We start from the raw sequence: 26,720 nt of genomic DNA on the forward strand, positions 1-26,720 counted from the left end.
GGCCGGTCTCTAGGTCCAGGTGGATGAAGAAACGGGGGTCACGTCATGCTCTACTCCGTCCATTCGAGCTGCCGGATGTCGAAACGATCGGCCGGTACGTGACGCTGCAGATCGGCTCGCCACGCCACCTGGTACCAGCCCGAGCTATCATCCCGGTAGACCATCAGGCACCGCCGATACTGGGAATGTTGCACGCGAACCTTTCGCCCATTCTTCTCGGAGAAGAGCCGCCCTGTGGTGCCGTCGTCCTTCACCTCCGCAAGTGCGATGTTGTCGAGCGTGCGACGGTTGCCATTCACGCCGATGACGAAGTCCGGGAAATGCCGCTCCCCGTTCGGTAGTACGATGCTAACGGCCCACCGCGCGTTATGCGGATTCCGCAGCCACCAGAGTACCGTGCCCGTCTTGTCCTCATCGAGAAGCCGGGCGAAGGCCAGCTCCTCGCGGTTAAGATCATTCGGGAAGACGCGGTAAAGACCAAGCCGCGCATGTTCGAGGCCAGGCGGGGCCTGATAAAGCTCCGGGATGGGCTCGTTCTGTAGAACCTCGACGGCACCGGCGAGGCAGCTGCGGCAAGCGTCCGTGAGCAGGTTCGGCCGAAGCAGGCCGAGAAGATCCACTCCTCGTCGAAGATCGCGCTCCTCCGGCTCCCGCAGGCCCTTTTCGATGATGGCGGCGCGGAGGCGGTTAAGGAGCGCCGGTTTCAGGTCACGCTCGTCAATCGAGTCATTAAACCGGAATGCTGCCTGAGCACCGGCTGCGATGCGCGCCGCAGAGATCGGTGCGTTGCTGACGCTCGTCTGCCGCTCTCCCCCGAACAGCTCTTCTTCGGTGACGTGAACCCGCCCCCAGTTCCTGTAGATGAGATTGACGGTCTCATCGTCGATGGCGACACGCTCGGAGATGCACTTTACGAGGCCGTCCATCGACTTCGGCATGACCTCTCGTGCCAAGGCCTTCGGGAAAACGAGGTCGTCCCGCAACCGATACCCGAACAGTGGCGTCGGCCGTTTTGCCTCATCCTCCTCCTTGGCTGTCGCAGCGTTCACGCGAGCAGGGGCATCGAGTTCGGCTGACAGCAGCGCGAGGTAGGGCTGAGCCGATACCAGCGGGAGATAGACCGGGGCGGTTGGGTCGGGCTGCCCGACATCCGGATTGGCCGTGGATGACCGCTCCGGGAGGCGCTCATCCGCCGCCGCGGCCGGCACTGAAGGAACCAGCAGCTCCTTGAAGCCCTGGGTCGGATCGAGCAGGATCTGACTTCCCTGCCCGAAGTCGATGACGTGGACGTTATCGGTGAGCGTCTCGATCGCGCCCTTCAGGTTGTTGAGCTCTGCCGCCGCCTGAACAAGCCCGACCTGTTGCGCAGGGTGGGCAAGGAAGACATAGCCGAAGTCGAGCAGGCTGAGATCGGTCCGCGGTGGCTCTGAGGCGAACGGATGAAGCGCCTGCACCTTGGGATGGACCCGCATGATCCGGCCGATGACCTGCAGGCCAAACTCCGGGCCGACGCTCGACCGCAGCGACACCAGCGTCCAAGCCCGCGGAGCGTCGAACCCGGTGGCCGCACTCATCTTGAACACGAGAATATCTTTGCGCTCATCGTAAGCGAGCGTGTGAAAGAACGGATCTGGCTCCTTCGACGTATGAACAGCAACCCGACTGCGATCGACATCAAGGCTGTCTAGGATAGACCTGACCCGAGCGATCGGGTCAGGCTCGCCGGGACCGGCGTTCTCGACCTGGATGAGCAACAGCGGGACAAGGTCGACGCCTTTTTCCACGAGGGCTTCCCGAACCCGCCGGTGACGTTCGAGGCCAGCGAAGATCGCGACCTCAGCCATGTCGAGAACGCGCTCGTCCTTCTCGTCGGCCCGGAAATGCACCGCCTTGATCCCGACCTTGTTGAGGCAGGCCCGGACCACTTCCTCCCGCGGGACGTCGATGCGGTTGATCTCGCGAATGCCGACCGCTGCCTCGAAGGCTTGAAGCTGTTGATCTCGTGGCGTGGCCGTCGCCAGCACGGTGAAATCCGGGGCCAGCACATTCGAGTAGAACGCGCTCGCCTGGACGGCGGTGGTGCCGAAGTTCTGATGCGCCTCGTCGATCACCAGACCGATACGAAAGCCACTCGCCCTCAGAGCAGCTACAAAGAGGTCGAACCCAGGCGTATATTCATCATCGCGCCGGATGATGCGAGCGTCCTTGTTCTCGGTCGCCACGTTGGACCATGTCGTCACGTACACGTCGCCATCGCGAGCCATCGCGACATTGCGATCCGCGGCGACGTCTCGCAGGCGGAGGCCCGGACATTGCTCGGCCAGCGCGTCGCGGGACTGCGTGACCAGCCCGGAGTACGGCGTCAGCCAGATCCAGACGGTTCGACCGCGAAGCTGACCCACCGCGCCCTCGAGCGACCGTCCGATCGTGAGCGTCTTGCCGGAACCCGTTGGGGAACGAAGCAGGCTCACTCCGACTTGCAGCGAGATCTCGCGGCGCCGGCTCGGATCAGCGTCGATGAAGCGATCCGTCTCCGTGATCACCTGTACGAGGACGTTTCGTGCTTGCTGCTGGAAGCCCTTGAGGGGGAGCAACACATCATCCGCTGCGCTCGGCGCGCTGGTCGCGACGGCGATCGCGGTCACGAGGCAAAGCTCCGGAGCAACACGTCTGGCAGCGCGTGAACCTCGCTGGACCGAAACTCGCGCAGGGCCTCGCGGACTGGGCCGGGCGTGTAGGCGTAGACCGACAGCGGACGCCCGCAGCGGGCGAAGCCGACAATGGCCTCGAGCGCGTCATCGCTGACGCGATCGCAATAGCAGACGGTCGCCTGGCTCGTCTCAACCGACTGAACCGGCCTGCCCGCGTCCCATTCGGTGATCGGCACATTCGCCAGCGCCTGAACCGCGCACCACACTTGCGGCGGCGAGAGATCGTACACCAGGTCAGCCATTTCGATCCGCTTGGTGGACAGCACGGCAACTCCGTCGTCCGTTCCCTCCCACTCCGCAGCTTTCGAGATGCCGCCTTCCTCGCCGCGCCTAACCGCATCCAGCCGGCGGATCGCACCGTCCGCGATCTCGGGAACGGCCTCTATCCCGATGAAACGTCGATTCATTTTGAGCGCAACGGCGGCAGTCGTTCCGGAGCCGAGAAAAAGGTCCAGAACAAGGTCCTCTTCCTGTGTGGCGATCTGGAGGATGCGGGCCATCAGCGGCTCAGGTTTCGGCGTTACGAACGGCTCCTCACCAGGAAACATCTGCTTGTGATGGTCCTTGCTCTGGCGCGTGGTCTCCACGTCCGCCCAAATCGTCGGGTAGGGCTTGGAGGGCTCTTCCTTCGCAAACTCCCGGGCGTAGGGCGTCCACAGCAAACTGCCGTCGGGCTGGGTCACTTCCTTCCAGATTAGCCGCTTGTCGCGTTGGAGTTCCTCGACGCCCTTGACGCCGTGCGACCACCGACCTTCTTTGCCATCGGCTCGGATCGGCCAGACCGGCGTGCCGTCGGGGGCGTCGAGTTTGAACCACATGCTTTCGCGGTCGGTCCGGAGACTTGCTTTGCCGTTTTTGCGCAGAATGCGATCCCGGTAGAGGCGGCCTTCCTCGTCCCGCTTGCTAAAACCGGCGAGCACGCTGGCATCCGGCATCTTCGACCATTTCGCGAGCGCCTCTTCCGAGGCGTAGCAATGGATGAACTCGTGATCGGCTGCGATCACGGGCTTATTGTCGTTCGGGCTGTCGACCTTCTGCCAGACGAAGGAGGCGCGGAAGCGACGCGCACCGAACACCTGATCCATCAGAAGTTTGAGCTGCGCGCCCTCGTTGTCGTCGATGGACGCAAAGATCGCGCCATCGGGCGCGAGCAGATCACGGGCGAGTTCGAGGCGGGTGTGCATCCACTCCAGCCACATCGAATGGCGAAACCGATCCGTCTTGTTTACGTAGTGGTCGTTATAAACCCAGTCTTTGTTGCCCGTGTTGTAGGGCGGGTCCAGATAGATCAGCTTGACACGGCCAGCCATCGTCATTCGCAGCCAGCGGAGCGCGTCGAAGTTCTCGCCGCGGACGATAAGATTTCTGAACGGGCCGCGACCTAAAGACGCCTCCGTGTTCAACTCAAGAGCGACAAAGCTGTCGTTTAGCGCTTGATCACGCTCTATCTCGTCGCGCTCCCAAACGAGCCCGAGCTTTGCTTCAGCGTCGCGCTTTATCAGGAGATTGACGAGCTCGGCTTGGGACAGACCTTCATATTTCGACGTCACTTACAACTGCCCCACGTTCTCTCGATGCTCCCGACACAGCCGCCCTGTTAGCCTACGCCCCGCTTCCTGGCCAGCCGGCGACCGCCGAGTCCCCCACAAAGCCAGCCAGGGGATCGGCCCTGACAGGCGTGGCGGATGGTGGCAGAAAGGGGCTCATGTGCAACCGCTATCGTATCTCTGCGAAACAGGCTGCCGTCATGCGCGCGTGCGGATTCGAGCCGCCATACGCGCCCGACGAGGTGTTCCCGCCCGCGCGCGAGATCTTCCCGACCGGCAAGAAGACCGCGAGGCACGGTCCGATCGTCCGCCGCAGCACGGCCGGCAACCGCCCCCTCGAAATGGTGCTCCTCGAGTGGGGTTTCCCGACAAAGGTGCCGAGCAAGCGAAACCCCGAGATCAAGCTCGACAAGTACGTCACGAACGCGAGGAACCTCTCATCGACGATGTGGAAACCGTCGATCGCGAGCGCGGAGCGGCGCTGCATCGTGCCGTTCACCTGGTTCGCCGAGCCGCATCCCGAAGGCGGGGTAGGAGACGACAGCAAGCCGCGGCAGATGTGGTTCGCGTTGCCGGATCAGCCGATCGGCTTCTTTGCGGGCCTGTGGCGGCCGACCGAGCGGGGCGAGGCATATGCGTTCGCCACGACCAACCCAAACGAGTTCGTGAAGCCGTGGCACCCCAAAGCAATGCCGGTCATCCTGCGCCCGTGCGATCTCCTGCAATGGCTCGACGGGAGCGCGGCCGAGGCCCTGGAGCTGGTGCGGCCCTATGACGGCGAGATGGTCCGCCAGGTCGAAACGCCATCCGACGACCTTATCGAGATCGACGCCTGACACCCGCTAGTTCGGTCACGTCGACCACCGTCGCGTGCCGGACCTTCTCGCTTCCCTTGAGGTGCCGGACGCGGACCCGCATCTCGGGGTCGATCCAGCGCGCTCGCTTCGATCGCGGCATTCCTGGCGGCGGTCGATCCCGCTGCAGCTGCTCTGCGGCCGAGTAGAAGAGCTCTCGGCTGTCCGCCGACAGGGTGATCGCCGCGCCCCCGGCATATTCTAGCCCCTCATCCGTCTCGCGCGCCAGGAGGGCTGACACCGGCTCGCCAGGGTTCGCCTCGGTTCCGACCACGAGGTAGTCCCCCTCAGTCCACGCCTTGATCTTCAGCCAGGTTTTCACGCGACCGCTCGCATATCGGGTGCCTCGCTTCTTCGACACGATCCCCTCCAGCCCCATCGCGTCAACCGCGCGGAAGAAGTCCGCGCCGCCCCTGCGCACCTCGGCGCTGAAATGTATCGTCGCGCTGGGGTCGAAGTCACCCACCAGCTCCTCGAGGCGCTCCCGGCGCTGCTCGACCGCGAGCGGCCGCAGGTCCGTGCCGTCGAGGTGCAAAAGGTCGAAGGCCATGAAGACGAGCCGTTCCGGTGTCCGCCCGATCGCCGTCCGGAGAGCCGGGAAGTCGCTGCGACCGGCCTCGTCCTGAACGATGACTTCGCCGTCGATGATCGCGTGTCGACAGCCGAGCAGCCCTGCCGCCTTCAGCAGAGGAGCATATTTGTCGCTCCAGTCGTGACCATTACGGGTGAACGCCCGAACCCCATCGCCGTCAATCACGATCTGCGTGCGATAACCGTCATATTTGATTTCGTGGATCCAGCCCTCGCCGGCCGGCGGCTCGTCGACCAGGGTAGGGAGCATCGGCTCGACGAAGGCGAGGGCGGCCGCCAGTGCGGCGCTCGGGATCGAAGCGTGGCCCGGCTGGTCGTGGTGGAGGACGTCGCCCAGGTTGCGACAGTCGATCGCCTGCCCGCAAGTCGGACAGTCCATGAAGTGCATCGCTTCCGGCAGGTCCGGCGCGACCACTGGAAGGGCGTTAAGCTCTTCCCGGCTCAGAGGCGATTCGAGGCGCTTCACCGGGAGGAATCGCTCGCCGGTCGGACTCGTTCCCGTCGCTACGCGCGCACCACCGGCACGTCGGCGATCCGCGTCGTGTACGCCGGCGACTTCGCTGCCGCCCGCATCTGCCACTCCCGCTTGAAGCCTTGGGTGCCCGGAACCGCGGTGAAGCGGCCGAACTTGCCGTTGATGTCGTCCAGCGCCGCCATCAACCTCTCACGCCGTCCCGTGTCCGTCTCGTCCTCGAAGAGAGTGCGCGGGCGCAGCTCGGCTGAGACGAGATCCTCCAACATCACGCCTGCCTTGGTGTAGGCGTAGCCATCGCGCCAGGCATGCTCCGCGCCCTTCCGCGCTACACGGACCAGCTCCAGCCCGTCGGCCGTCATCGGGTGGAGGCTCAGAGTCCTCGACGCGCCATATTGCGGCCGATCGGCGAAGCGGTTGGTGTGGAACAGGACCGTGAGTCGACCAGCGACCAGCCCATGCGACCGCAGCTTCTCGCCGGCGCGCATCGCATACTGCGCGATCGCGCCCATCAGCACGTCGAAATCCGTCACCGGCTGGCCGAAGGATCGCGTCACCGCCATCCCCTTCCGCTGGGGCTCGATCGTCTCGACCACCGCGGCCGGCACGCCGCGCAGCTCAGCCACGAGGCGCTCCAACACGACCGTCCCCATGCTCCTGGCCTGCTTGACCGGCATGTCGCGAAGCGCCGCCGCGGTGTGGATGCCGAGATCCTTCACCTTCCGCGCCGTCGCGCTGCCTACGCCCCAGACGTCCTCGACCGGGAACCGCTCGAGCACCCAGTCGCGGATCGGCTCGTCGCGGAGGTCGGCGACACCGTCGAACAGCGGATTCTTCTTCGCGGCCGCATTGCCGAGCTTCGCCAGCGTCTTCGTCGGACCGATCCCCACGCAGGTCGGGATAGTGGTCCACTGCAGGACCTGGGCGCGCATTGCCTGCGCGTGCGCCACCAGGTCGCGATCCTCGAAACCACCCAGATCGAGGAAGCTCTCATCGATTGAGTAGACCTCTATGTCCCGCGCGAAGGGCTCGACAGCCGCGAGCACTCGGCGCTGCATATCTCCGTAAAGCGTGTAGTTAGATGAGAGCACACGGATGCCGTGCGCCTTGATCTTGTCTTTGATCTTGTGGACCGGATCGCCCATCTTGATACCAAGAGCTTTGGCCTCGTCGGAACGAGCGATAGCGCAGCCGTCGTTGTTCGACGCCACCACGACGGGCACGCCTTTTAGTCTGGGGTCAAAGGCGCGTTCGGCCGAGCAATAATAGGAATTGCAGTCGATGAGCGCGATCGGGGTGCTCATACATACCGACGTGCGAGCCCGACGACCACGCCCCAAATCTCGACATATTCGTCGACGACGGTGTGCGGATAGCCTTCCGCTTCCGGGACCAACCAGAGTCGACCATCCATCCGCTTCAGCCGCTTCAGGGTGCGGTCGCCATGGACCAGGGCGACCACGATGTGCCCCGGTCGGGGCGTCTTCGCGCGACTTACGACGATCAGATCCCCGTCAGTGATGCCGGCGCCAGTCATGGAGTGACCGTCCACCCGCATCACGTAACTCGCAGCCGGCTGCTCGATCAGCCACTCGCCCAAGTCGATCGGCTCCTCGAGATCGTCCTGCGCAGGGGAGGGGAAGCCGGCGGGCGTCCGGCACAGCAGGATGCGGACCTCGAGCGGGACCATTTCATAGGGGATCTCTGTCAGGCGAACGGCATACATGAATCGGGTCTCGTGCGGGCAATCGACCCGTCATAACGCGCATGAGAACATTTTGGGAACGGGGTAGCGGATCGGACTGGCGCAAAGCGGTGGCTTGCAGCCACCGCTCCGGCGTGACATTCTGCACCGGAACGGAGGCAACAGCCACGTTCATGGGACCGTGGGACGAGCTGAAGGCCGTCTGTGCGCGAGCAGCAGCTCATCTCCCAACCGGCGTAAGCCGCGGCGCACCACCTTGATCAACATCAAGGAGCCCGGTCATGCCGAGTATCAAGAACCACCTCTCAGCCAGTTTTCACACGCAAGAAGGACGGTGCCTCTACTGCGATCAGCCGATGTGGCTGGCCGATCCGACGGCTTTTGCAGCGCGATGGGGCCTGTCGCGAAGGCAAGCCGCTCGCCATCAGGCCACCGCCGAGCACCTCCGACCGAAAAGCGATGGAGGCCGAGACGTCGCGGCGAACATCGCCGCCGCGTGCTCCTACTGCAACCATCACCGGCACCCACGGGGTCGCGCAACACCCGCTCTGTCACCGGCCAAGTACCGCGCCCACGTTCAGCGCCGCCGGGCGCGCAAAGGCTGGCACGGCTTCTGGCCGCTGGTCGACGTTGCCGGAGGCGGCACTCCGCCTCGCCCGTCGTCAGTCGTCCAACTCTAACGGCGCGGAAAGCAGCAACGCCCCAACGACGTGACGATGGGCCAAACACAGGATCGCCAGCGGCACTTTGCCCCCCGGTGAAGTGCCGCGAGCGGTCAAAGTTCATCCCGGTCCATCATGCGGGATTCACTTGATGGGCCGTCTGTGCTCTTAATGTTCCATGTTTCAGCCTGACCTCTTCTCCCTCGAGGAGCGCGCTCGGCCGGTTGGAGCGGAGGTGCAGGAGCGTCCACTCGACTTGCCGGCGATCCTCGAACGCCTGACCGTCGTCTGCGAGCGACCGCGCTACAGCTTTATGGTGCTGAACCTAATCGCCCAGGCGAGCGCGCAAACGGGCTCGGCCGGTCCGTACATCCGAGAGGGAAGCCGAAGAATCCCGGTGCGCGACTGGCTCTGCGACGCGCTGGTGCCGGTCGCGCAGCGCGATCCCCGCCGGCGTGCGATTGCGGACAAGGTGCGCCAGGAACTCGAAGCCAAGCGCGCGCTCCCGCTGGACCCCGAGGCGGCGGAGCAGATCGTCGACGCGCAGGTCCGCAAGCGGGTTCGCCAGTCCGGCCGGACGAACGTCAGCCGTGCCGTCTCCGAGCTCGTTAGGGCGGGGTTGGTCCGCCGGCACTATCAGGGCTACCGGATCGATCATCACAACCGCGGCGCCCAGCGCCAAGCGGTCTACACCATCACCGACGAGGCGCGTCGCGCGCTTCACCCCGGCCGCTAAGGCTCGCCAATCAGTTCCGGTTGAGGCCCATTTCGCGGCTCTGCAGCTTGGCTTTCCAGAGCTGCTCGGCGCCGATGATCTCCTCCACCGTGGCGCTCGACCCGCTCACCTCAAGGATGCTCACCTGGTAGTCGCTCGGATCGCGGCTCTTCAGCCCGACATTGCCGCCGTGACCGTCACCGGCATAGGTCAACCAGCGGCCGAAAAACCCGCTCTCGCCGGTCGCCGACCCGACATACTGCTCGCGGGTGCGGCGGCAGGTCAGCAGGTACACCCCGCGCGCAGCCGCCAGCGCCGCGATCCACCCTTTGGGCAGCGCTTCGAGGGTCGATAGATTGCCGAGGAAGCGGACGAAGCCGGGAAAGGCCTCTTCCTGAAAGGCTCGGCTCAGTTCGAGGATCGGCTTGGACTGACTGCCGGCGCGCTGGATCCAGCTGCGGGTGCCGGCACCCCAGTCGATCGTCACGCGGCCAACCAGGTCCTCTAGGTCGGCAACCGAGCGCTGCGCGTACAGATCAAGCGGCCGCGCGCCGCCTTCGGTGGCGAGCTTGTGACGTAAGGGGTCGACCAGATCGTCAGGGGCGTCCCCGATCAGGGACACTTCGTACAGACCGACGAACAACGTCGCGGCCGCGGGCGTCACGACGAAACTCGCACAATAGCTGCCAGCAAGGCGCGGCCGATTCTGCGCCGTCTGCAGGCTCTGGTAGGTCAGGAAGCCCGCTCGATCGTCGCGCCACAGCGAATAGGGAGTGCGACCAGTGCCCGCCTGGGTCTGATGCCGGAGAAGCCGCACCTCGGCCGGCGCAACGCCGGCGTCGTCCAGCAGGGCATTGAAGGTCAGCGCCATGCGTTAGAGTTCGCGAACAGGATCGAGGCAGCGCCTGCCGCCCGGTGATCAGTAATCGAGATTGCGGCGCTCCATCTCGTCGGCGGCTACGTCGGCGATCGGCCCCAGGCCTTCCTCCCGCTCGTACAGGGCAATCACCTCACGGTCGCTAAGCGATTGGATCCGCTCGTGCCATTGCTGCGCAGAGAGTTGCTCGGTGTCGGTCATCATGCGACCATATCCCCCCGACCGCACAGGTAAACTGGAAACGGCCGATCAGCACCATGCACCGCCTTTCGCAGACCCTCGCGCGCGTGCGCATGCTGTATGCCTCGCCGATGATCGCCGCACCGAGCGTGATGTTGATAGACATGCCCGTCCGGAACCGGGGGGAGGGGCTGGCACTCGGCCGCTATTACGCGATCATCCTTGAAACCGACGAGGAGCGTGCCGAGCTCGAGCGCTTTCTCGATGAGCCGCGTTCGGCCGCCGTGGCGCCCGACCTTCTCGACCGTCGCCCGTCGGCAATGGTCTCCGACAACGTCCTTATATCGCGCTACGAGCCGCCGGAGGAGGGGTGGCCCTGGGTTCTCGTCTGCCGCTGGCCGGAGCCATATTCACGAGCTGCCGAGGTCACACCCGGCTGCGACATGGCGCGGGGCTGCTACACAATGGAGGTATTCGACAATCCAGACGACGTCGAGGAACACAGCATCGCGCTCCTTGAGCAGCTCAGCAGCTACGGGGAGCTGTCGATACGGATGATCACTCCGCAGTCGCTCAGCCCTTCCGGGACCGCTTGATTAACCTAAGACCTTTAGCGCACCGTCAACGTCCGGTTTGGCAGGATTGAGCCACTCTGAACCTATTCCGGTGTTAGTCCGCCCCGACGGCCGGAGGTGCCTCGACCAGCCAACGCCCGACGATCCGCTCAAAGTCGACATAGGGAATGCGGTCTGGGTCGAACTCCAGCGCGGCAGCAAGGTCGGGTAAGTCGCCCAGGAATGCTTCATAGACTCGCTGCACCCGATCCGCGCTTGGCAGCTCGCGGCGTGAGACGTTCGCCAGCCAGTCGCGGGCCTCCCGAAGCGCGCGCGCGGGCTCGCCCCCATGCTGGTGAATGTCCATTCCGGCCAGATCGGAGATGAAACGCTGATACCGGAACTGCTCGACGTCGAGGATCAGGACGCGCTTGGCCTTTTGATGCTTGCCTCCGTAGCGCTTGGCGCCCAGGAATAGCCCAAGCTCGAGTGGCATGTTGAAGCGCGGAAGGTTGTGAACCGCGTCGAGTTCGGTCCGCGACAGGTCATGGATGCCGTAGCGGCACTGCTCGATCAGCCCAAGAATCTTGTCGATCCTCGTCTGCCCGCCATCGTCGAGTTCGCGTGCCGAGCGTGGACGGAAGCCACAAACCAGGATCGAGAAGATCAGCGCCCTAAAGGTTGGCGCAAAAGCGTCGTCGAACGGACAATTGATGAAGACGTCGTCGGTCGACGTCTGGCCGGCCACGGAGCTTACTTCTTTTTGGCGAGCACGCTCTTCACGGCCGCAGCGATACGCTGGTCGGAAACTGTTGCCTTCTTCGTCGAGGCCGGCGCCAGCACATAGCGCCCGGTGACGGCGCTGCGCCCGAGCACGCCTGCCTTCGCCGCCTTGGAGCTGATCGTATCGGACCTGGTCGCCATGGCAGATATATGCGCTTTCCAGCGACCCTCCGCAAGCACTCGAGCCGATCGCAGCCGTCCGCCGGAGCCCGGCCTTTCAGACCGGGCGACTAGGTTTGATCCGCTCTAGCGGAGAGCTACATTGTTGCAATGACCTCTCCCGCTACGCCCACATCGGACCTGATCCTCGCCCGCTGGGCGAAACGGGTGCTGACCTATGGCGCGACGATCGTGGCCGTGCTCTCAGGGGCGCTTCTGTTCCTGTTCCAAACCGCGACGAAGGCCGCTCTGTCGCCCTACGGCCTGGACGCTTCCGGCTTCTCCGGGTCGGCGGGTGAGATGATCATGGGCGGGGCCGGAACTCTCCTCGCCTTCTCACTAGTTTTCTTTGCGCTCTATTGGCCAATTGGCTGGCCCGTGACCCAAGTAAGCGGGTGGATAAGCGGCAGGTATGTTGGCAGGTTCGGAAAGCCAGCGAAGCTGTCCAGCCTTGAAGCCTGGATCACGTCCGACCCTGACAAGCAGAAGCCCCGGGCGATAATGGCGGGAGCAACCGTCATCGTACCTCTTCTGGCCTTTCTCCTGTTCTGGTCAGGATCTGCAATCGGGCAGTGGCGCGTGTCACAAGCCGAATGGCTGGTCGCCGCCAACAACTGCGCTAGCGGATGCTTCTCCTACCGAGAAGAGGGACGGCCCGCGCCCGTCATAGGGCGTCCAATCGCCGCCAATGCCACGCGCATGGCGGTCGTCGTCGCATCCGGAAAGGTGGAAACCGTTGATGTCGCCAAGATCACGGTCGTTGAGGCTTACCGAGGAAAGCCCGTGGTCGTGCCGAAAGATGCTTCTTGGAAGCTTCGATGGGGCTGGTGGCTTCTGGATGTGCTGAACGCGAATTGGTGAATTTCTTCTCTGCGCCTAAAACCAATGGGTTGTCCTCAGTACGGCCATGCGTGGTTAAACCCGCTGCTGCGCCCTAGACGATCTCGGTCCGGGAGTAATGTGGGCAGCGCACCTATAGAAAGCCACGGCCCGCATGATCCTTGAACCGCTCGGCCGAGCGGACATACTCGGAGAGGATCTGGACGGTCTTGTGCCGGCTAACCTCCTGCATCTTGAAGATGGTCGCACCGCGCGCGGCGCTCTCGGTGAGAAAGCCTGCGCGCAGCGAGTGGCCTGCGAACTGCCGCTCGTCGAGCCCCGCCTTGCGCGCGGCCGTCTGGACGAGCCGCGCGACCGCCCGATCGCTCATGCCGTCCTCGGTCAGCTCGTCGCCGCGCGTCAGGCGTCGGAACAGCAGCCCGGACTGGTGCCCGGCCGCCGCCATCCAGGCCAGCAGGTGCGACCTGGGTCGCAGCCCGGTGCCCTCGAGCACCGCGATTTCGGCGCCGTCCTGTCGCTGATCGGTCTTCGACCGCCCGATCGAGAGCCGCAGCCCTTCGGCCACGAGCTCGACGTCGTCGAGCGTGAGCGCCACCAGCTCGGAGCGGCGCAGCGCGGCGGCCATCCCGATCGCCAGCACCGCCCGGTCGCGCACCGCGCGCAGGCCCTCGCCGGGGAAGGCGCCCAGCATCGCGGTCAAGACCGCGGCGTCGGCCGCGCGCTTGCGCGTCTTCTTGCCTCCGCGGCTGTTGCGGATCCCGGCCATGGTCTCGCGCAGCTTGCCGGCATCGGGCTGAGCGGTCGGCGCGACGAGGTTCTCGGCGCGGTGAAAGTGCCCGATCGCCGCCACCCGGCGCTCGACAGTCGCGGGCGACTTGCCGGCGTCTGCCTCGGCCGCGACGAACCGGCGCACGACCTCGGCCGTGGTCGGGAGCGGACATTCGCCGCGCACCGCGCACCAGGCGGTGAAGATCGCCCAGTCAGCGAGATAGGCGCGCTGAGTGTTGCCGGCGCGCGCGGCGCGGGCATAAGCATCGGCGCGCTCGGTCTCGTGGTCGACGATCCCGGGCAGCATCGGCGCCGGCCGCACCACCAGGTCGCTCGCCGTCGCCACGATGAGCGATTGCGACGGGGGCAGTGGCGCGGGGTCGATCGGGTCGTTCAAGGTCGGTGCCAGCCTCGGAAAGGAGTTGCCGGTTTTCGGAAACTCCTTTCCCGATTCTGCCCTGTCGGTTTCCCCAAAAGGGTGGACGTTCTGGTCCGAGCGATCGTCACCTGAAACGGTGGACTTACACCTGAGACAGTGGACGACGGAGCCGTCTAGCCCAGCCGTGACATGCTCGCTGTCAGCCACGGGCGCCGATTGAGCCGCGCGGCTCCCTTTGCGCGAGCGCAGCCGCATCTCTCGCAAACGATGTGGCTGTTGAAAAAGTCCTACTGAAGGCTGCCGATCGTCTGTCGAAATCGCCTTTTTAGATTATGCGAGAGGTTTGCTTATCCGGTTCCACCTGAGACATCAGGAGCCACCTTGGGGTCGGGATCCTGTGCCTTGCCGGTTGCGGGTGCCGCTTTCTGGCTCGGCATAGCGGTGAGATAAGCAACGATCGCGTCAACGTCCTTCTCGGCCACCGGCGCCTTGTACACCTCACGCATCTTGGTGACGGTCGCCTTCCACTGGTCCGCCGATAGCGCAGGCTGAGTTAGCGCCATGCTGGCCGAGTGGCACGAAGTGCAGTTGGCGTTGATGACGTCGGCGTGCGGACCATCGGGGTAGGTAGCGTCATCGACCGGCAGGTCGACGCTGGTCGAGGCGAGCGAAAAGCCGCGGGCTGAGACGCTGGTGGGCGGTGCCGGCTCGGATGTCTCGGAGATCGGGGCAGGCGCCTTGCGGCTGCTCGGCGCCCCGATCGAGACGAGGATAATGCCGGTCAGGCCGATCAGGCCAGCGGCCATGATGCCGGGAGACGGGGTCTTCATGCTACTCGCTCCTCAGGCCGCGATGATGGTGGTGGTCTCGATATTGCCGCGCATGTACCCGCCCGGGTTCCAGATCGGCTTCATCGGCTGGGCGACACCGTTGGTGTTCCAGCAGCGCACCATGATCGGGTTGGCACCGCGTCGCAGCGGCACGCGACCATCCCACCGACGGAAGCTGTACCTGCCCTCGTCCGCTCCGAGCGTCGTCCTGTACCAGGTGCGGCCTCCGTCCGACGATACATCGACCTTGGCGACGCCGCAGTCGCCGCCCATCGCGATGCCGCCGACCGGGATCGATGCCTCATAGGCTATCGTCTGGCCATCGGGCAGGCTGGTCATCCAGCTGCGCGGGATCATGCGGTTGATGGGGACAGTCGGGAAGTCTCTGGCGCCGGGCGCGACATTCGCGCCCGGCGTCGCGGGGATCTTGTAGGCCTTGGCCATCCAATACTGGTCGTCGGGGCCGGGCAGTACCTCGATCGAGTTCAGCATCTTGACCCAATAGGTCGAGTACCAGCCCGGCACGATCAGCCGGCAGGGAAAGCCATTGAGGAGCGGCAGCTGCTCGCCGTTCATGCCGAAGGCGATCATCACTTCGCCGTCGCGGGCATGGTCGATGTCGAGCGCCTTCTCAAAGTCAGGGGCGCCCGCCACGACCGGTTGATCGAGCGCACCGAAGCGCACCTGCACCGCGCCTGTCTTGACCCCGGCGAGGTCGAGCACGTCGCGCAGGCGCACACCGAGCCATTTGGCATTGCCCATCGCGCCGTTGCCCCATTGCGCGCCGGCAACACGTGGCTGGAACAGCCCACGGCTGTTTCCCGAGCATTGGTTGACCGCCGCCATCTCGACCCGCGGCAGGCGCAGCAGCTGGGCGAGGCTGATCGACAGCGGTCGGTTGACGTGGCCGAAGACGTTGAGGCGGAAAGTCTCGACATCGATCGAGGTCGGGATGTCGGCCCAGTGCCAGCGGACGAAGAACTGGTCGTTGGGCGTGAACACCGACTTGTCGAACACGTCCATCGGCGTTTCCAGCAAGGGCGGATGGACACGCTGGAGGATCATGCTGCCCTTGCCGGGAAAGGCGCTGGTCATCGGCCGTTCGGCATTGCCGCCAGGCAGCTTCAGGTCGACGAGCTGCTGCGCCAGTGCCGGCGCGGCGGCAAGGCCGGCGGTACCGAGCGCGGCATGCCTGAGAAAGCGGCGACGGCTGGTCTCACTCGCCAGTCCGGCGTCGAAATTGTCCATGACAAGGCTCTCCTGTGGCCAGCCACGCTGGCGGATCGAGGGGCGTTTCGCAAGTGATCGGACCGACTGATCCGATCATCATGGCGGATCAGTTCGGGGTGGCGATGCAGGGTGAGACGAACAGGTTGCCGCGCCATGCGCCGGCCAGCGTCTTGGCGCCGACGAGCAGCCACATCGCCGCAAGCGCGACTGTCAGCACCGTGCCGACGAAACCGAAGAAACCGAGGTTCAGCGTCGTGCCTAGGCGGAAGGTGGCGACGGTGTAGACGCCGAGCGGAAAGGTATAGCCCCACCAGCCCAGGTTGAACGGGACGCCGGCGCGCCAGTAGCGGATGGTGATGAGCGTCGCGAGCGCCAGCCACCACAGGCCGAAGCCCCACAGGCAGAGTCCGGCCACAACGCCGATCCCTTCCGCGACGGTACCGACACCGGCCAGCCCGTGCGCCGCGAGGATCGCCGGCGCGTCCGCCCCGAGCACCAGCATGCCCAGAGCACCCGTGCCGATCGGTCCCAGCGCCAGCCAGGAGGACGCCGCCATGCTCTCATGCGGCAGCTTGTGGAGCGCCATGCGCAGGATGAGGATGGCGAGGATGCCGAACGCGACCGGCACCGAATAGGCCCACAGCACATAGGAGGTCGCAAGCGTGACTAGCTGCGCGTGAGGATCGGTCAGATGCGGCGCGAGCAGCCCGCCGCTGGCGCCCGCCACTTCGGCAGCGACGACCGGCAGCAGCCATACCGCGGTCATGCCGTCCAGGCTGTGCTCGTGACGGGTGAACATCATGTACGGGATCAGGACGCCACAGGCGAGCGACATGGCGACGTCGATCCACCACAGGACGTGTGCGACCGGTACGATGCCATTCCCGAACCGTGCGATGCCGAAGGCGAGGCAGCCGTTGATGATCGTCGCGAGGGCCATCGGGATGGTGCCGATGAACATCGACACGGTGTTATGCCCGAAGATGCGCCGCGCCTCGTGCCCGAACATCGCCCAGCGCGCACCATAAAGGCCGGCGAACAGCGCGAAGAGTGCGATATTGAAGAACCACAACACCTCGCCGACGGGTTTAAGCGAAGGCCCGATGCCGGGCACCTGCGGCAGCGCGAGGGCAAGGATGCCCGTGCCCATCGTCGCGGCGAACCAGTTGGGCGTGAACTGACGGATCATCTCGCGGGGATGATCGAGCCGGCTGAGCGGCTTGAGGCCGCTGAGAACGGAGTGCGTGTCGGCAGTCATGCGACCTGCTCCTTGATGAGGTCCGTCAGCGCGTCGGCCGCGCGGGTGCGATAGCGTTCCTTGTGGCGCAGCGCGTGAAAGGCGCGGTCGGGCAGCCCGAGCGGCAGCTCGACAAGGTCACCGGCCTTGAGCGCGCGCGCGACGACCAATCGCGACAAGACGGCAACGCCGGCACCCGCCTCGACGGCGGTGCGCACCGCCTCGTTGGACGGCAGCGTCATCGCTATCGTCAGCTGGGCCGGATCAAACCCGCGCGTTCGCAGCACGTCCTCGAAGGTCGAGCGCGTACCCGATCCCAGCTCACGGACGATCCAGCGTTCAGTGCGCAGCCAGGCCTCGTCGACACGTTCGGCGTCCTCGCGGCCGACCAGCACCATCGGATCACGCCCGACGTTCCAGTGGGCGAGTGCCGGTTCGTCCACCTCGCCCTCGACAAAGCCGAGTTCCGCCGCGCCGCTCAGCACCTGCGCTGCCGCGCCTTCGGTGTTGTCGATCGCGAGCTCAACCGCGATCTGCGGGTGGCGTTCGTGGAAGGCGGCGAGCTTTGCCGGCAACCAGTAGCTCGCGATCGTCTGGCTAGCGACGATCCGCAACGAACCACGCGCAAGCCCGGCATAGTCCGCGAGCATCGTCTCGGCATGCGCTGCCCGCCCCAGCACCGCGCGCGCTTCCTCCAGAAAGCCGCGGCCCACCTCGGTCAGCTGGATGCCACGCCCGACGCGGTGGAACAGCGGAACGCCGTAGCGCGCTTCGAGGGCCGCAACCGCGCCGGAGGCAGCGGACTGCGTGACGTTCAGCGCCTCCGCTGCCTTGGTGACGTGTTCGCGCTCCGCGACACCGACGAAGATTCTGAGCTGCTCCAGGGTCATGCAGCATATATCGCGTACTTAGATCGATACGACCAACCGTTTGATATGGTCATTCCAATCTGGATATCGGAATGATCGGCAGCCTTTCGTCTGCGATGGTCTCGAAGACTTGAAGCGTTAGGCGGGCCTGCGACGTTTGATCGTCCATGACCAATATGATCGCGCGCAATTCCGATCCCTACAACGCCGAGCCGACGCCCGGTGCGTTGATCGAGCGGTTCCTGACGCCGCAGGCGCTGTTCTACGTGCGCAGCCACGGGCCAGTGCCGGATCTGCCCGCCAATCATCGGATCGAGGTGAGCGGGACGGGCATGGCGAGCCGCTCTTTCTCGGTAGAGGAACTGAAAGCTACGTTCCCCACGCGGACGGTGACGGCAGTTCTCCAGTGCGCCGGCAACCGGCGCACTGACCTCCAGCAGGTCGGAAAAACGTCGGGTGATCCTTGGGATGTCGGCGCGATCGGCAATGCAGAGTGGACCGGCGTACGCCTGGCCGATGTGCTCGATGCGGTCGGCGCACCTGATGCGTCCGACCTGTTCGTGGCGTTCACCGGCGCGGACGAGGTGGACGTGGAGGGCGAGGAAGCCTTGTTCGGGGTATCGATCGCCATGAGCAAGGCGCGGCAGCCCGACGTCCTCCTCGTCTGGGCGATGAACGGCGAGCCGCTGACGCCCGAACACGGCGCACCGCTCCGCATGGTGGTGCCGGGCTATGCCGGCGTGCGCAGCGCCAAATGGCTGACACGGATCGAGGTGCGAGACATGCCTTCCGACGCACCGATCCAGGCGCACGACTACAAGCTGTTTCCCGCCGATGTGACGAGCGACACCGTCGACTGGAGCCGGGGTCTGACCATCAATGCCATGCCGCTCAACGCCGCGATCTGCGTGCCCGGCTCTGGCGAAAGCCTGCCGGCCGGGGAGGTGCGGATCGAGGGCTATGCCATCGCCTATGATCGCCGCGTCTCTCGGGTCGAAGTGTCGGTAAACGGTGGTCGCGAGTGGCAACAGGCGACGTTCGCCGATGATCCGGAGACGCACTGGGGTTGGCGGCGCTGGACCCTCGACGCCACGCTTGCCAAAGGTCGCCAGCACCTTGTCGTGCGCGCCTTCGACGGGGCTGGACAGGGACAGCCCGAACGGCCGGACACGATGTGGAACTTCGCCGGCTATCTGTGCACTGCCTGGCATCACGTCCACGTGCTGGTCGAATGATCGAAGCGTCAGCGGCATCGGACATCGGCTTCTGGATCGATGCGATCGGGCGGCTGGTGGTGGCGACCGCGGCCGGGATGGTGCTCGGCTGGGAACGCTCGCGCGAGAACCGGCAGATCATGGGCTTGCGAACGCTGGGTCTGGTCGGTCTGGCGAGCTGCATCGCCGTGCAGGCGGTCGTGCATAGTGGCCTGCCAAATGTAAACGCCGACGCCGCAGGGCGGGCGATGCAGGGCATTCTGACAGGCGTCGGTTTCATCGGTGCCGGCGCGGTGCTGCGGGTCGGCCAGGGTCAGGAAGTGCATGGATTGGCGACCGCCGCGTGCATCTGGGTGACGGCCACGATCGGCGCGGCAGCGGGGTTGGCAGTGTGGCCGCTCATCATCGGCGGGGTGAGCCTTGCAATGCTCGTCCTGTTCGTCGGTGCGCCGCTGGAACGCCGCATCCGCGAGCGGGCTCGCCTGACGCCGGCCGAGGCCGACAGGAAGGACGTCGAGCGCAAGCCGTGATCCCGCTGGATCGCCCGGTGCCTGTCGGCGTCGGGAAGCGGCAAGGTGCAATCAGGACACCAGCGCCGCATCGGCCTGGCGCCGGACCTCGTCGGCGATCGGATGCGGCTCGGAAGCGGGGCGCTCGCCCACCACTGTGGATCGGCGTGCAAAAGGGACCCCGGTAGCGGGGTGATCGGCGTCGAAAAAGGACCCCTCATCCTGGACGTCAGAGCCAGACCGGTTCATCGTCGACCCGATCCACCAGATGCCGGGACTAAACACCTAGAGCAGCACGGCTGCGGATGCCCGTGGAACGCGCGGTGGCGTTGATCCATGCGGTCGGGGTCGGCGCGGTGACGACATTGCTCGCAATCCCCGAGGAGGAACGCGACCCTCAGCTATCGTCCGTAATACGAGACAGCGTGATCGCATTTATCATCACCAACCCGCCCGACCAAGACCAAGCCGATCTGGTGTCGTTGGCGGTAGGGCTGCGCGCCCACCTTGGTAGCGCCGAGGTGCTTACGCCGGGCGAATGCCTGTTGCTGAACGAATTACTCGACCGGCTCGCCAAACCTCCCAAGGATTGAGGGCATCGCGAAAACAAAGGATGATCGGGACGACTGACGGCAGAACGGAACGCTGGACGGCAAGGAGGGTGCTGTTTTCACGAAATGTGTTCCCGATTGCCTTCTCCCTAGACTGGCCGTTGGTAACGAAGAAACGGGAATCCCAATGCGCGTGCCAGAAAAACGACCGGTTTTCTGGCGATTGCTGTTTTTGCCTCGTCCCCCCTGCCTTGTGGTCGGGATACCCGTTGCGGAAACCACCAGCACATTGCAGGGTGTCAGATATCTTTTCTGGCGGAGTGGCGATGCTCATCGGATATGTGAGGGTGTCCAAGGCTGACGGATCGCAGACGCTGGCACTGCAGCGCGATGCGCTGCTCGCCGCAGGCGTCGATGCCTCGCGCATTTATGAGGATCTCGCGTCGGGTCGTCATGATGCACGTCCCGGCCTGACTGCCTGTCTCAAGGCATTGCAGCCCGGCAATACACTGGTGCTCTGGAAACTGGATCGCCTCGGACGCGACCTGAGGCATTTGGTCATCACCGCCGAGGCGCTGCGTGAGCGCGGTATTGGGTTGAAGGTGCTGACCGGCGCCGGCGCGCAGATTGACACCACCACCGCCAACGGCCGCCTGGCCTTTGGCATCTTCGCCGCTTTTGCAGAGTTCGAGCGCGAGTTGATCGCCGAGCGCACACAGGCCGGCCTTGCCGCGGCACGCGCGCGGGGGCGCATGGGAGGGCGACCCCGCAAGATGGACAAGGCAACGCTGGCGATGGCGATGGCCGCCATGTCCGATCGCAACGCGATCGCAGCCGATGTCGCGCGCCGTCTCGGGATGACGACGACGACACTCTATATGTACGTGAACGGTGACGGCACGCCCAAGGCACCGGGCCAGGCACTGCTCGACGGTGTGCCATACCGCAAAGAACGGCTGCAAGCCGCGTGATAGATCACGCCGCGCCTCAGCGATCAGGCATATCGTCGAGCAGGCGAGGCGATCACGTCGTGTTCAATCGACCGGGCCGAGATTTCAGCCGGAGTCAGGGCCGCGGGGACGCACACCCCCCGACGCGGCTTGCCGTTCAGTCGGTTCGATCGCGCAAGGATCATCAGGTTCATCACCGCCGCGCCGATCAGGAACTCCTCTTCCGCTCCGCGGATACCGCGCAGGTGAAGCCGCCTCATGCCATGCTTACCCTTGGCGTCAGCGAAGAACCGTTCAACCCCGCGCCGCAACCGCATAGACCGCTTGTAGAGCCCGGTTTCCACTTCGGCTCTGGCAAGATCGCGGACGTCCTCATCGTCCAGCCGAACCAGGGTACGACGCCGCGCCGTCGTGCATTTCTTCCGAAGCACGCACGCCTCGCAGTCACGCGCATCGGCTGCATAACGGTGTACGCCGGTGGGCAGATGGAAGGCATGATGTCGGAGCGGCTTTCCGGTCGGACAGGTAAAGCTGTCAATGTCACGATCATAGCTGAAGGCCGTTCGCGGCAGCTTGCCCTTGGTCTGTTGCGTACGGTCGATTACCGGAATGTGCGGGATTGCGCCGTGATCCCTTACGAAGCCGAGGAAGTTGGCGCTGCCATAGGCTTTGTCGGCCGCAACCCGCTTGGGACGATAATCAAAGCGATCGGCCGATCGCTCGAGCATGACGCGCCCCGCATCAACTTCCTCCGCGAACCGAGCCGGTGTCGCCTTCACATCGAGAGCGACGCCACTCGGGGTGTCGACCAGCGCATTCAGGGCGTAGCCGAACCGGCCACGCACCGTTCGCGCCGACCAAGCCGCGGCAGGATCCGTTCGAGAGACGCCTTGGCAGCTTTTCGAGCGCGCCATTTCAAAGACGGCATCTCTTGTGTCGTGCACCCACTCCCTAACCGCGCGCGACGCGTTGGCGACATACGGCAGGTAGCCAGGAACGGTCTTGCGCTGCCAGCTCGCATCAGCCGCTATGAACGATGCATCGATCGCGGCGTCTTTTCCGCCAATCAGTCCTTCACTGATGCAGCGTCGGACCGTGCTTTCGAACAGGATCCGGAACACGTCGGCATCGCGGAAACGACCGTGCCGGTTCTTGCTGAACGTCGAGTGGTGCGGAACCTTGTCTCCCGGCGCGAGACGGCAGAACCAGCGATAGGCCAGATTGTAGCGCAGCTCCTCACACAGGCGCCGTTCGGACGTGATCGCGTAAATGCGGCCGACCAAGGCCATGCGGATGAGGAGTTCGGGATCGATCGATGGCCGTCCCCTTGCGCTGTAGTGACCGGCCAGTGCCTGTCTCAACTCGCCGATGTCGAGACATCGATCGACGCGACGCAGCAGGTGGTCTGTGGGCAACATGGCTTCTATGGTGCGGCGGGACGCCCCGTCCCGCTTACCGCGACAGGCTGGTCCCATCATAGCGACGCTCCTTTCGGCAGCCATGAAACGAAGGAGCAACCCAGCATGTCCGGCATTTTTCAACAGGCCCGATCGATTTTGACGCGCCACCATGTGAGAACGTCTAGCAGGGGATGCGGGCGTATCAAAACACATTCTCGATTGCTGGAGCCCATGCTAGGCACGCGAGATGAGTTTTGAGAACCTTCCATGCTGATCGGCTACGCACGGGTCTCGACCCCCGAACAGGATTTGACGCCTCAGCTCGATGCGCTGCGCGAGGCGGGCTGCGAGCGGACCTTCAGCGACAAGGCCAGTGGCGCCAAGGCGAACCGCGTCGGCTTGGCCGATGCGCTGTCGCACGCGCGCGCTGGTGATGTCCTGGTAGTTTGGAAGCTCGATCGTCTCGGCCGCACGATGAAAGGGCTGGTCGACCTGGCCGCTGATTTGGCCGAGCGAGGCATTGGGTTCCGGTCCCTGACCGACGGGATCGACACGGCAGGCACTGCCGGCAAGCTCGTCTTCCACATCATGGCCGCGATGGCGGAGATGGAGCGCGACCTTAATCGCGAACGCACGACGGCCGCCTTGGCCGTGGCGCGGCGTGAGGGGAGGGTAGGCGGCCGAAAAACGGTGATGACGCCCAAGCGGCTGGAGGCGGCTCGCAAACTCTTGGCGTCTGGTATGCCGATGCGTGAGATCGCGCCGGCGATCGGCGTCTCGGTGCCGACCTTGTACCGCCACCTTCCCGCACCGGAACAGGAAGCGATCGTCGCGGAAGGGTAAGGTACGAAATGACGGGCCAATGCGACTAGCCTGTCGCGATATATCCGCTATGCTGGATATATGGAAAGCGAGTCGGCTATCTCCGCTTTGAGCGCGCTCGCGCAAGCGACACGACTCGATGTCTTCCGCCTGTTGGTGCGGCATGAGCCAAGCGGCATGGCAGCCGGCGACATCGCTCGTCAGCTCGACGTGCCGCAGAACACCATGTCGGCGCATCTCGGTATCCTCGCCCGCGCCGGTCTCGTCCAATCCGAACGGCATAGCCGCTCGATCATCTATCGCGCTGACCTGGACGGTCTGCGCGGGCTGATGCTGTTCCTCCTCAAGGATTGCTGCGGCGGCAACGCGGAACTGTGCGCGCCGCTTGTCGCCGAACTCGCCCCCTGCTGCTGAAAGGACGCCCCGTGGCCGTCGATATCGTTATCTATCACAACCCCGAGTGCGGCACGTCCCGCAACGCCCTCGCCATGATCCGCAATGCCGGCATCGAGCCGCATGTTATTGAGTATCTGAAAACGCCTCCCTCGCGCGCGTTGCTGGTCGAGCTGATCGACCGCGCCGGCATTACGCCCCGCGATCTGCTGCGCGAGAAGGGCACGCCCTATGCAGAGCTGAGCCTGAGCGACACGTCGTTGTCCGACGAAGCGTTGGTGGACGCGATGATGGCGCATCCGATCCTCATCAACCGGCCCCTGGTCGTCTCGCCGCTCGGCGTGAAGCTGTGCCGCCCTTCCGAAGCCGTCCTCGATCTGCTGCCGAGCGGCCAGCTTGCCGCGTTCGCCAAGGAAGACGGTGAGCAAGTAGTGGACGCTTCGGGCCAGCGCGTCGCCTGATGCTCCTGGCCGTCCTGATCTTCGTCGCCACGATCGCGCTCGTCATTTGGCAACCCAAGGGCCTCGGCATCGGGTGGAGCGCGATGGGTGGGGCCGTCGTGGCGCTGCTCGCGGGCGTTGTCACCCTGTCCGACGTGCCGGTGGTATGGGGCATCGTCTGGAACGCGACGGCCGCGTTTGTCGCCATCATCGTCATCAGCCTGTTGCTGGATGAAGCCGGGTTCTTCGAATGGGCGGCACTGCATGTCGCGCGCTGGGGCAGGGGGCGTGGTCGCCGACTGTTCGTTATGATCGTCCTGCTGGGCGCGGCGGTGTCCGCACTGTTTGCCAATGACGGCGCGGCGCTGATCCTGACCCCGATCGTCATTGCCATGCTGCGGGCGCTCGGCTTCAAGGACAAGGCGACGCTAGCGTTCGTCATGGCGGCGGGGTTCATCGCCGACACGGCCAGCCTGCCGCTGGTCGTGTCGAACCTCGTCAACATCGTATCGGCCGACTTCTTCGGCATCGGCTTTGGCGACTATGCGTCCGTGATGGTGCCGGTCGATCTGGTGTCGATCGCCGCCACGCTGGGCGCGCTGCTGCTGTTCTTTCGGCGTGATATACCGGGAGCTTACGATGTGGGGGCGCTACGCACGCCCCGCGAAGCGGTCCGTGACGCCGCGACCTTCCGCGCCGGATGGATTGTTCTCGCTCTGCTGCTCGCCGGCTTCTTCCTGCTCGAACCGCTCGGTGTGCCGGTCAGCGCCGTTGCCTCTGCCGGCGCGGTTCTGTTGCTGGTGATCGCCGGACGCGGGCACGTGATCGAGACGCGGAAGGTGCTCCGCGGTGCACCGTGGCAAGTCGTGATCTTCTCGCTCGGCATGTACCTGGTGGTCTATGGCCTGCGGAACGCCGGTCTGACCGATCATCTAGCCGCGCTGCTCGATCGCACGGCGCAAGGCGGTGTTTTGGGTGCGGCCTTGGGAACGGGCGTGATCGCGGCCGTCCTCTCCTCAGTGATGAACAATATGCCGACCGTGCTGGTTGGCGCGCTGTCGATCGATGCGGCCCATGCCACGGGCGCGATCAAGGAGGCGATGATCTACGCCAACGTGATCGGCTGCGACCTCGGTCCCAAGCTCACGCCCATTGGATCGCTCGCGACGCTTCTGTGGCTTCACGTTCTCGGCCAGAAAGGCGTGCGGATCGGATGGGGCTATTACTTCCGGGTCGGTGTCACCCTGACGGTGCCGGTGTTGCTCATCACGCTCGCAGCGCTCGCGATCAGGATCAACATCGCGTGACGGCGCTGACGGTCACACGTCTCGAAGCGAGCGAGCTGGCAGGACTGGCGTCGTTCCTTGAGGATGCAAACCTGCCGAGCGCCGATCTCACGGAGCCTGCTCGTGTCTTCTTCCGGTTCGATGCGGATACCCTGGTCGGCTATGGGGGTTTGGAAGGTGAGGGCGCCGATCGTCTACTTCGCTCCATCGTAGTCCTGGCGGATCGCCGGGGCGCCGGCATCGGCCGCGCACTGATCGCGGCTCTTGAACAGGAAGCGCGTGAGTTGGGCGTACAGCGGCTCCACCTGCTGACAACGACCGCGGCCCCGTTCTTTAGCACGATGGGTTATGCGCCTTCCGATAGGCACGCGGCGCCCCCGGCGATCGCCGCCTCGCGCGAGTTCACCTCGCTCTGCCCCGCTTCGGCGGCCTATCTCGTGAAAGCCCTTTAATGCCGCTTCGCACACTCGCCGATCCCGACATCCTGCCAGCGCTAGATCCAGCCTATATTCGCTCGCGTCCTGCCGAAGGCCTGGGGCCGACCGAGCCGCCCCCGCGCATTCTGCTGCTCTATGGCAGCTTGCGCGAGCGCTCGTTCTCACGCCTTGCAACCGAGGAAGCGGCACGCCTGCTGCGCCTATTCGGCGCTGAGACGCGCATCTTCGACCCTTCTACTCTGCCGCTCCCCGATCAGATCGCGGGGGACGATCATCCGGCCGTCCACGAATTGCGCGAGCTCTCTATGTGGTCGGAGGGCCAGGTCTGGTGCAGCCCGGAACGACACGGCCAAATCACCGGCATCATGAAGGCGCAGATCGATCATCTTCCGCTCGAGATGAAGGGAATGCGCCCGACGCAGGGGCGCACGCTAGCGGTGATGCAGGTGTCGGGCGGATCGCAATCGTTCAACGCGGTCAACACGCTCCGCCTGCTCGGCCGCTGGATGCGGATGTTCACCATCCCCAACCAATCCTCGGTTGCGATGGCCTACAAGGAGTTCGACGAAGCAGGACGCATGAAGCCGTCGAGCTATTACGACCGCATCGTGGACGTGATGGAGGAGCTGGTGCGTTTCACCGTCCTCTTGCGCCCCCACGCAGCGCAGCTCGTCGACCGCTACTCGGAGCGCAAGCAGGCAGGGATCCCCGTGGATCCGCAGACTGATCTCTCCAGCATCGCCATCGCGCGCTGA

At 64.9% G+C, this 26,720-nt stretch carries 30 protein-coding genes; 15 read left to right on the forward strand and 15 right to left on the reverse strand.

Going from position 1 to position 26,720, the window contains the following annotated elements; translation table 11 throughout:
* Positions 1-50: 50 nt before the first annotated feature.
* Both DVW87_RS16725 and DVW87_RS16730 read right to left on the reverse strand, forming a co-directional pair.
* Positions 51-2,645 carry a DEAD/DEAH box helicase gene (locus DVW87_RS16725; RefSeq protein ID WP_114688947.1) on the reverse strand — a complete coding sequence of 865 codons (2,595 nt, stop codon included), beginning with the start codon at positions 2,643-2,645 and terminating at the stop codon, positions 51-53.
* Positions 2,642-4,261 (reverse strand): site-specific DNA-methyltransferase, encoded by a 1,620-nt coding sequence (locus DVW87_RS16730; protein ID WP_147276297.1) that lies wholly within the window; start codon positions 4,259-4,261, stop codon positions 2,642-2,644. Before DVW87_RS16730 ends, DVW87_RS16725 begins: the two co-directional genes overlap by 4 nt.
* 155 nt (positions 4,262-4,416) lie before the next feature.
* On the opposite strand from DVW87_RS16730, the gene DVW87_RS16735 reads away from it, so the two are divergent.
* On the forward strand, positions 4,417-5,094 hold the full coding sequence (locus DVW87_RS16735; RefSeq protein ID WP_114688949.1) for an SOS response-associated peptidase: 678 nt from the start codon (positions 4,417-4,419) through the stop codon (positions 5,092-5,094).
* Here DVW87_RS16735 and DVW87_RS16740 read toward each other — a convergent pair.
* From DVW87_RS16740 to DVW87_RS16750, 3 genes are read right to left on the reverse strand one after another with little or no spacing between them, the layout of a single operon-like run.
* Complete coding sequence (locus tag DVW87_RS16740; RefSeq protein ID WP_114688950.1) at positions 5,075-6,169, reverse strand: ATP-dependent DNA ligase; 1,095 nt, start codon at positions 6,167-6,169, stop codon at positions 5,075-5,077. The genes DVW87_RS16735 and DVW87_RS16740 overlap by 20 nt on opposite strands.
* 38 nt (positions 6,170-6,207) lie before the next feature.
* Positions 6,208-7,479 (reverse strand): Y-family DNA polymerase, encoded by a 1,272-nt coding sequence (locus DVW87_RS16745; RefSeq protein ID WP_114688951.1) that lies wholly within the window; start codon positions 7,477-7,479, stop codon positions 6,208-6,210.
* Positions 7,476-7,865, reverse strand: a complete 390-nt coding sequence (locus DVW87_RS16750) for a LexA family protein (protein ID WP_114688999.1) — start codon at positions 7,863-7,865, stop codon at positions 7,476-7,478. Before DVW87_RS16750 ends, DVW87_RS16745 begins: the two co-directional genes overlap by 4 nt.
* Positions 7,866-8,236: 371 nt before the next feature.
* Here DVW87_RS16750 and DVW87_RS18645 point away from each other — a divergent pair, with 371 nt between their 5' ends.
* Both DVW87_RS18645 and DVW87_RS16760 read left to right on the forward strand, forming a co-directional pair.
* Positions 8,237-8,560 carry an HNH endonuclease signature motif containing protein gene (locus DVW87_RS18645; protein WP_420822352.1) on the forward strand — a complete coding sequence of 108 codons (324 nt, stop codon included), beginning with the start codon at positions 8,237-8,239 and terminating at the stop codon, positions 8,558-8,560.
* 160 nt (positions 8,561-8,720) lie between these two features.
* Positions 8,721-9,278 (forward strand): hypothetical protein, encoded by a 558-nt coding sequence (locus DVW87_RS16760; protein ID WP_114688953.1) that lies wholly within the window; start codon positions 8,721-8,723, stop codon positions 9,276-9,278.
* A 10-nt stretch (positions 9,279-9,288) separates the two neighbouring features.
* On the opposite strand, the gene DVW87_RS16765 is transcribed toward DVW87_RS16760, so the two are convergent.
* Entirely contained in the window at positions 9,289-10,128 is an 840-nt protein-coding gene (locus tag DVW87_RS16765; RefSeq protein WP_114688954.1) for a GIY-YIG nuclease family protein, read from the reverse strand.
* A gap of 48 nt (positions 10,129-10,176) precedes the next feature.
* Positions 10,177-10,338, reverse strand: coding sequence for an RNA-binding protein (locus DVW87_RS18180; protein ID WP_181814885.1), 162 nt, complete (start codon positions 10,336-10,338; stop codon positions 10,177-10,179).
* Between the two features lie 89 nt (positions 10,339-10,427).
* Between DVW87_RS18180 and DVW87_RS16770 the strand changes: the two genes are divergently transcribed.
* Positions 10,428-10,910 (forward strand): hypothetical protein, encoded by a 483-nt coding sequence (locus tag DVW87_RS16770; RefSeq protein WP_114688955.1) that lies wholly within the window; start codon positions 10,428-10,430, stop codon positions 10,908-10,910.
* Between the two features lie 73 nt (positions 10,911-10,983).
* Here the strand turns inward: DVW87_RS16770 and DVW87_RS16775 are convergent, their stop codons facing one another.
* Together DVW87_RS16775 and DVW87_RS16780 are read right to left on the reverse strand one after the other, a co-directional pair.
* Entirely contained in the window at positions 10,984-11,616 is a 633-nt protein-coding gene (locus DVW87_RS16775) for a hypothetical protein (protein ID WP_114688956.1), read from the reverse strand.
* Between the two features lie 5 nt (positions 11,617-11,621).
* Positions 11,622-11,792, reverse strand: coding sequence for a hypothetical protein (locus DVW87_RS16780; RefSeq protein ID WP_239017974.1), 171 nt, complete (start codon positions 11,790-11,792; stop codon positions 11,622-11,624).
* Between the two features lie 129 nt (positions 11,793-11,921).
* Here DVW87_RS16780 and DVW87_RS16785 point away from each other — a divergent pair, with 129 nt between their 5' ends.
* Entirely contained in the window at positions 11,922-12,671 is a 750-nt protein-coding gene (locus DVW87_RS16785; protein WP_114688958.1) for a hypothetical protein, read from the forward strand.
* Positions 12,672-12,783: 112 nt separating this feature from the next.
* On the opposite strand, the gene DVW87_RS16790 is transcribed toward DVW87_RS16785, so the two are convergent.
* From DVW87_RS16790 to DVW87_RS16810, 5 genes are all read right to left on the reverse strand, one after another.
* Complete coding sequence (locus DVW87_RS16790; RefSeq protein ID WP_239017975.1) at positions 12,784-14,052, reverse strand: site-specific integrase; 1,269 nt, start codon at positions 14,050-14,052, stop codon at positions 12,784-12,786.
* A 92-nt stretch (positions 14,053-14,144) separates the two neighbouring features.
* Positions 14,145-14,627, reverse strand: coding sequence for a c-type cytochrome (locus tag DVW87_RS16795; RefSeq protein ID WP_021224435.1), 483 nt, complete (start codon positions 14,625-14,627; stop codon positions 14,145-14,147).
* 12 nt (positions 14,628-14,639) lie between these two features.
* Positions 14,640-15,875 carry a molybdopterin-dependent oxidoreductase gene (locus DVW87_RS16800; protein WP_114688959.1) on the reverse strand — a complete coding sequence of 412 codons (1,236 nt, stop codon included), beginning with the start codon at positions 15,873-15,875 and terminating at the stop codon, positions 14,640-14,642.
* Positions 15,876-15,963: 88 nt separating this feature from the next.
* Positions 15,964-17,115 (reverse strand): TDT family transporter, encoded by a 1,152-nt coding sequence (locus DVW87_RS16805; RefSeq protein ID WP_114688960.1) that lies wholly within the window; start codon positions 17,113-17,115, stop codon positions 15,964-15,966.
* Positions 17,112-17,984, reverse strand: a complete 873-nt coding sequence (locus tag DVW87_RS16810) for a LysR family transcriptional regulator (RefSeq protein WP_114688961.1) — start codon at positions 17,982-17,984, stop codon at positions 17,112-17,114. Before DVW87_RS16810 ends, DVW87_RS16805 begins: the two co-directional genes overlap by 4 nt.
* A 146-nt stretch (positions 17,985-18,130) precedes the next feature.
* Between DVW87_RS16810 and DVW87_RS16815 the strand changes: the two genes are divergently transcribed.
* The 4 genes from DVW87_RS16815 to DVW87_RS16830 all read left to right on the forward strand — a co-directional run bounded on the left by DVW87_RS16815 (position 18,131) and on the right by DVW87_RS16830 (position 21,208).
* Positions 18,131-19,198: a molybdopterin-dependent oxidoreductase gene (locus tag DVW87_RS16815; RefSeq protein WP_114688962.1), complete on the forward strand. Its 1,068-nt coding sequence runs from the start codon at positions 18,131-18,133 to the stop codon at positions 19,196-19,198.
* A complete protein-coding gene (locus DVW87_RS16820; protein WP_114688963.1) occupies positions 19,195-19,707 on the forward strand; it encodes an MgtC/SapB family protein in 513 nt (170 codons plus the stop codon). The genes DVW87_RS16815 and DVW87_RS16820 overlap by 4 nt, the downstream gene beginning before the upstream one ends.
* A gap of 284 nt (positions 19,708-19,991) precedes the next feature.
* The gene (locus DVW87_RS16825; RefSeq protein WP_114688964.1) at positions 19,992-20,279 is read left to right on the forward strand and encodes a hypothetical protein; all 288 of its coding nucleotides are present in this window, start codon (positions 19,992-19,994) and stop codon (positions 20,277-20,279) included.
* Between the two features lie 284 nt (positions 20,280-20,563).
* Positions 20,564-21,208 carry a recombinase family protein gene (locus DVW87_RS16830; protein WP_114688965.1) on the forward strand — a complete coding sequence of 215 codons (645 nt, stop codon included), beginning with the start codon at positions 20,564-20,566 and terminating at the stop codon, positions 21,206-21,208.
* Positions 21,209-21,231: 23 nt separating this feature from the next.
* On the opposite strand, the gene DVW87_RS16835 is transcribed toward DVW87_RS16830, so the two are convergent.
* Positions 21,232-22,758 carry a transposase gene (locus DVW87_RS16835; protein WP_239017976.1) on the reverse strand — a complete coding sequence of 509 codons (1,527 nt, stop codon included), beginning with the start codon at positions 22,756-22,758 and terminating at the stop codon, positions 21,232-21,234.
* Between the two features lie 96 nt (positions 22,759-22,854).
* Here DVW87_RS16835 and DVW87_RS16840 point away from each other — a divergent pair, with 96 nt between their 5' ends.
* From DVW87_RS16840 to arsH, 6 genes are read left to right on the forward strand one after another with little or no spacing between them, the layout of a single operon-like run.
* Positions 22,855-23,430, forward strand: a complete 576-nt coding sequence (locus DVW87_RS16840) for a recombinase family protein (RefSeq protein WP_114688966.1) — start codon at positions 22,855-22,857, stop codon at positions 23,428-23,430.
* 60 nt (positions 23,431-23,490) lie between these two features.
* Positions 23,491-23,823 carry an ArsR/SmtB family transcription factor gene (locus DVW87_RS16845; protein WP_114688967.1) on the forward strand — a complete coding sequence of 111 codons (333 nt, stop codon included), beginning with the start codon at positions 23,491-23,493 and terminating at the stop codon, positions 23,821-23,823.
* An 11-nt stretch (positions 23,824-23,834) separates the two neighbouring features.
* Entirely contained in the window at positions 23,835-24,263 is a 429-nt protein-coding gene (arsC, locus tag DVW87_RS16850; RefSeq protein WP_114688968.1) for an arsenate reductase (glutaredoxin), read from the forward strand.
* Positions 24,263-25,549, forward strand: a complete 1,287-nt coding sequence (locus DVW87_RS16855) for an arsenic transporter (RefSeq protein WP_114688969.1) — start codon at positions 24,263-24,265, stop codon at positions 25,547-25,549. The genes arsC and DVW87_RS16855 overlap by 1 nt, the downstream gene beginning before the upstream one ends.
* Positions 25,546-25,980: an arsenic resistance N-acetyltransferase ArsN2 gene (gene arsN2 / locus DVW87_RS16860; RefSeq protein ID WP_239017977.1), complete on the forward strand. Its 435-nt coding sequence runs from the start codon at positions 25,546-25,548 to the stop codon at positions 25,978-25,980. Before DVW87_RS16855 ends, arsN2 begins: the two co-directional genes overlap by 4 nt.
* Positions 25,980-26,720, forward strand: a complete 741-nt coding sequence (gene arsH, locus DVW87_RS16865; RefSeq protein WP_114688970.1) for an arsenical resistance protein ArsH — start codon at positions 25,980-25,982, stop codon at positions 26,718-26,720. Before arsN2 ends, arsH begins: the two co-directional genes overlap by 1 nt.

Origin of the sequence: Sphingomonas aracearum (genome assembly GCF_003345355.1) — a bacterium.
GTDB lineage: Bacteria > Pseudomonadota > Alphaproteobacteria > Sphingomonadales > Sphingomonadaceae > Sphingomonas > Sphingomonas aracearum.

Excerpts from the sequence above, each read along its gene's own strand:
- DVW87_RS16735 (WP_114688949.1), top strand. The coding sequence starts at position 4,417 with ATGTGCAACCGCTATCGTATCTCTGCGAAACAGGCTGCCGTCATGCGC.
- DVW87_RS16745 (WP_114688951.1), bottom strand. The coding sequence starts at position 7,479 with ATGAGCACCCCGATCGCGCTCATCGACTGCAATTCCTATTATTGCTCG.
- DVW87_RS16750 (WP_114688999.1), bottom strand. The coding sequence starts at position 7,865 with ATGGTCCCGCTCGAGGTCCGCATCCTGCTGTGCCGGACGCCCGCCGGC.
- DVW87_RS18645 (WP_420822352.1), top strand. The coding sequence starts at position 8,237 with ATGTGGCTGGCCGATCCGACGGCTTTTGCAGCGCGATGGGGCCTGTCG.
- DVW87_RS16760 (WP_114688953.1), top strand. The coding sequence starts at position 8,721 with ATGTTTCAGCCTGACCTCTTCTCCCTCGAGGAGCGCGCTCGGCCGGTT.
- DVW87_RS16765 (WP_114688954.1), bottom strand. The coding sequence starts at position 10,128 with ATGGCGCTGACCTTCAATGCCCTGCTGGACGACGCCGGCGTTGCGCCG.
- DVW87_RS18180 (WP_181814885.1), bottom strand. The coding sequence starts at position 10,338 with ATGATGACCGACACCGAGCAACTCTCTGCGCAGCAATGGCACGAGCGG.
- DVW87_RS16770 (WP_114688955.1), top strand. The coding sequence starts at position 10,428 with ATGCTGTATGCCTCGCCGATGATCGCCGCACCGAGCGTGATGTTGATA.
- DVW87_RS16780 (WP_239017974.1), bottom strand. The coding sequence starts at position 11,792 with ATGGCGACCAGGTCCGATACGATCAGCTCCAAGGCGGCGAAGGCAGGC.
- DVW87_RS16785 (WP_114688958.1), top strand. The coding sequence starts at position 11,922 with ATGACCTCTCCCGCTACGCCCACATCGGACCTGATCCTCGCCCGCTGG.
- DVW87_RS16790 (WP_239017975.1), bottom strand. The coding sequence starts at position 14,052 with ATGCGGCTGCGCTCGCGCAAAGGGAGCCGCGCGGCTCAATCGGCGCCC.
- DVW87_RS16795 (WP_021224435.1), bottom strand. The coding sequence starts at position 14,627 with ATGAAGACCCCGTCTCCCGGCATCATGGCCGCTGGCCTGATCGGCCTG.
- DVW87_RS16800 (WP_114688959.1), bottom strand. The coding sequence starts at position 15,875 with ATGGACAATTTCGACGCCGGACTGGCGAGTGAGACCAGCCGTCGCCGC.
- DVW87_RS16805 (WP_114688960.1), bottom strand. The coding sequence starts at position 17,115 with ATGACTGCCGACACGCACTCCGTTCTCAGCGGCCTCAAGCCGCTCAGC.
- DVW87_RS16810 (WP_114688961.1), bottom strand. The coding sequence starts at position 17,984 with ATGACCCTGGAGCAGCTCAGAATCTTCGTCGGTGTCGCGGAGCGCGAA.
- DVW87_RS16815 (WP_114688962.1), top strand. The coding sequence starts at position 18,131 with ATGACCAATATGATCGCGCGCAATTCCGATCCCTACAACGCCGAGCCG.
- DVW87_RS16820 (WP_114688963.1), top strand. The coding sequence starts at position 19,195 with ATGATCGAAGCGTCAGCGGCATCGGACATCGGCTTCTGGATCGATGCG.
- DVW87_RS16825 (WP_114688964.1), top strand. The coding sequence starts at position 19,992 with ATGCCCGTGGAACGCGCGGTGGCGTTGATCCATGCGGTCGGGGTCGGC.
- DVW87_RS16830 (WP_114688965.1), top strand. The coding sequence starts at position 20,564 with ATGCTCATCGGATATGTGAGGGTGTCCAAGGCTGACGGATCGCAGACG.
- DVW87_RS16835 (WP_239017976.1), bottom strand. The coding sequence starts at position 22,758 with ATGGTGGCGCGTCAAAATCGATCGGGCCTGTTGAAAAATGCCGGACAT.
- DVW87_RS16840 (WP_114688966.1), top strand. The coding sequence starts at position 22,855 with ATGCTGATCGGCTACGCACGGGTCTCGACCCCCGAACAGGATTTGACG.
- DVW87_RS16845 (WP_114688967.1), top strand. The coding sequence starts at position 23,491 with ATGGAAAGCGAGTCGGCTATCTCCGCTTTGAGCGCGCTCGCGCAAGCG.
- DVW87_RS16855 (WP_114688969.1), top strand. The coding sequence starts at position 24,263 with ATGCTCCTGGCCGTCCTGATCTTCGTCGCCACGATCGCGCTCGTCATT.
- arsH (WP_114688970.1), top strand. The coding sequence starts at position 25,980 with ATGCCGCTTCGCACACTCGCCGATCCCGACATCCTGCCAGCGCTAGAT.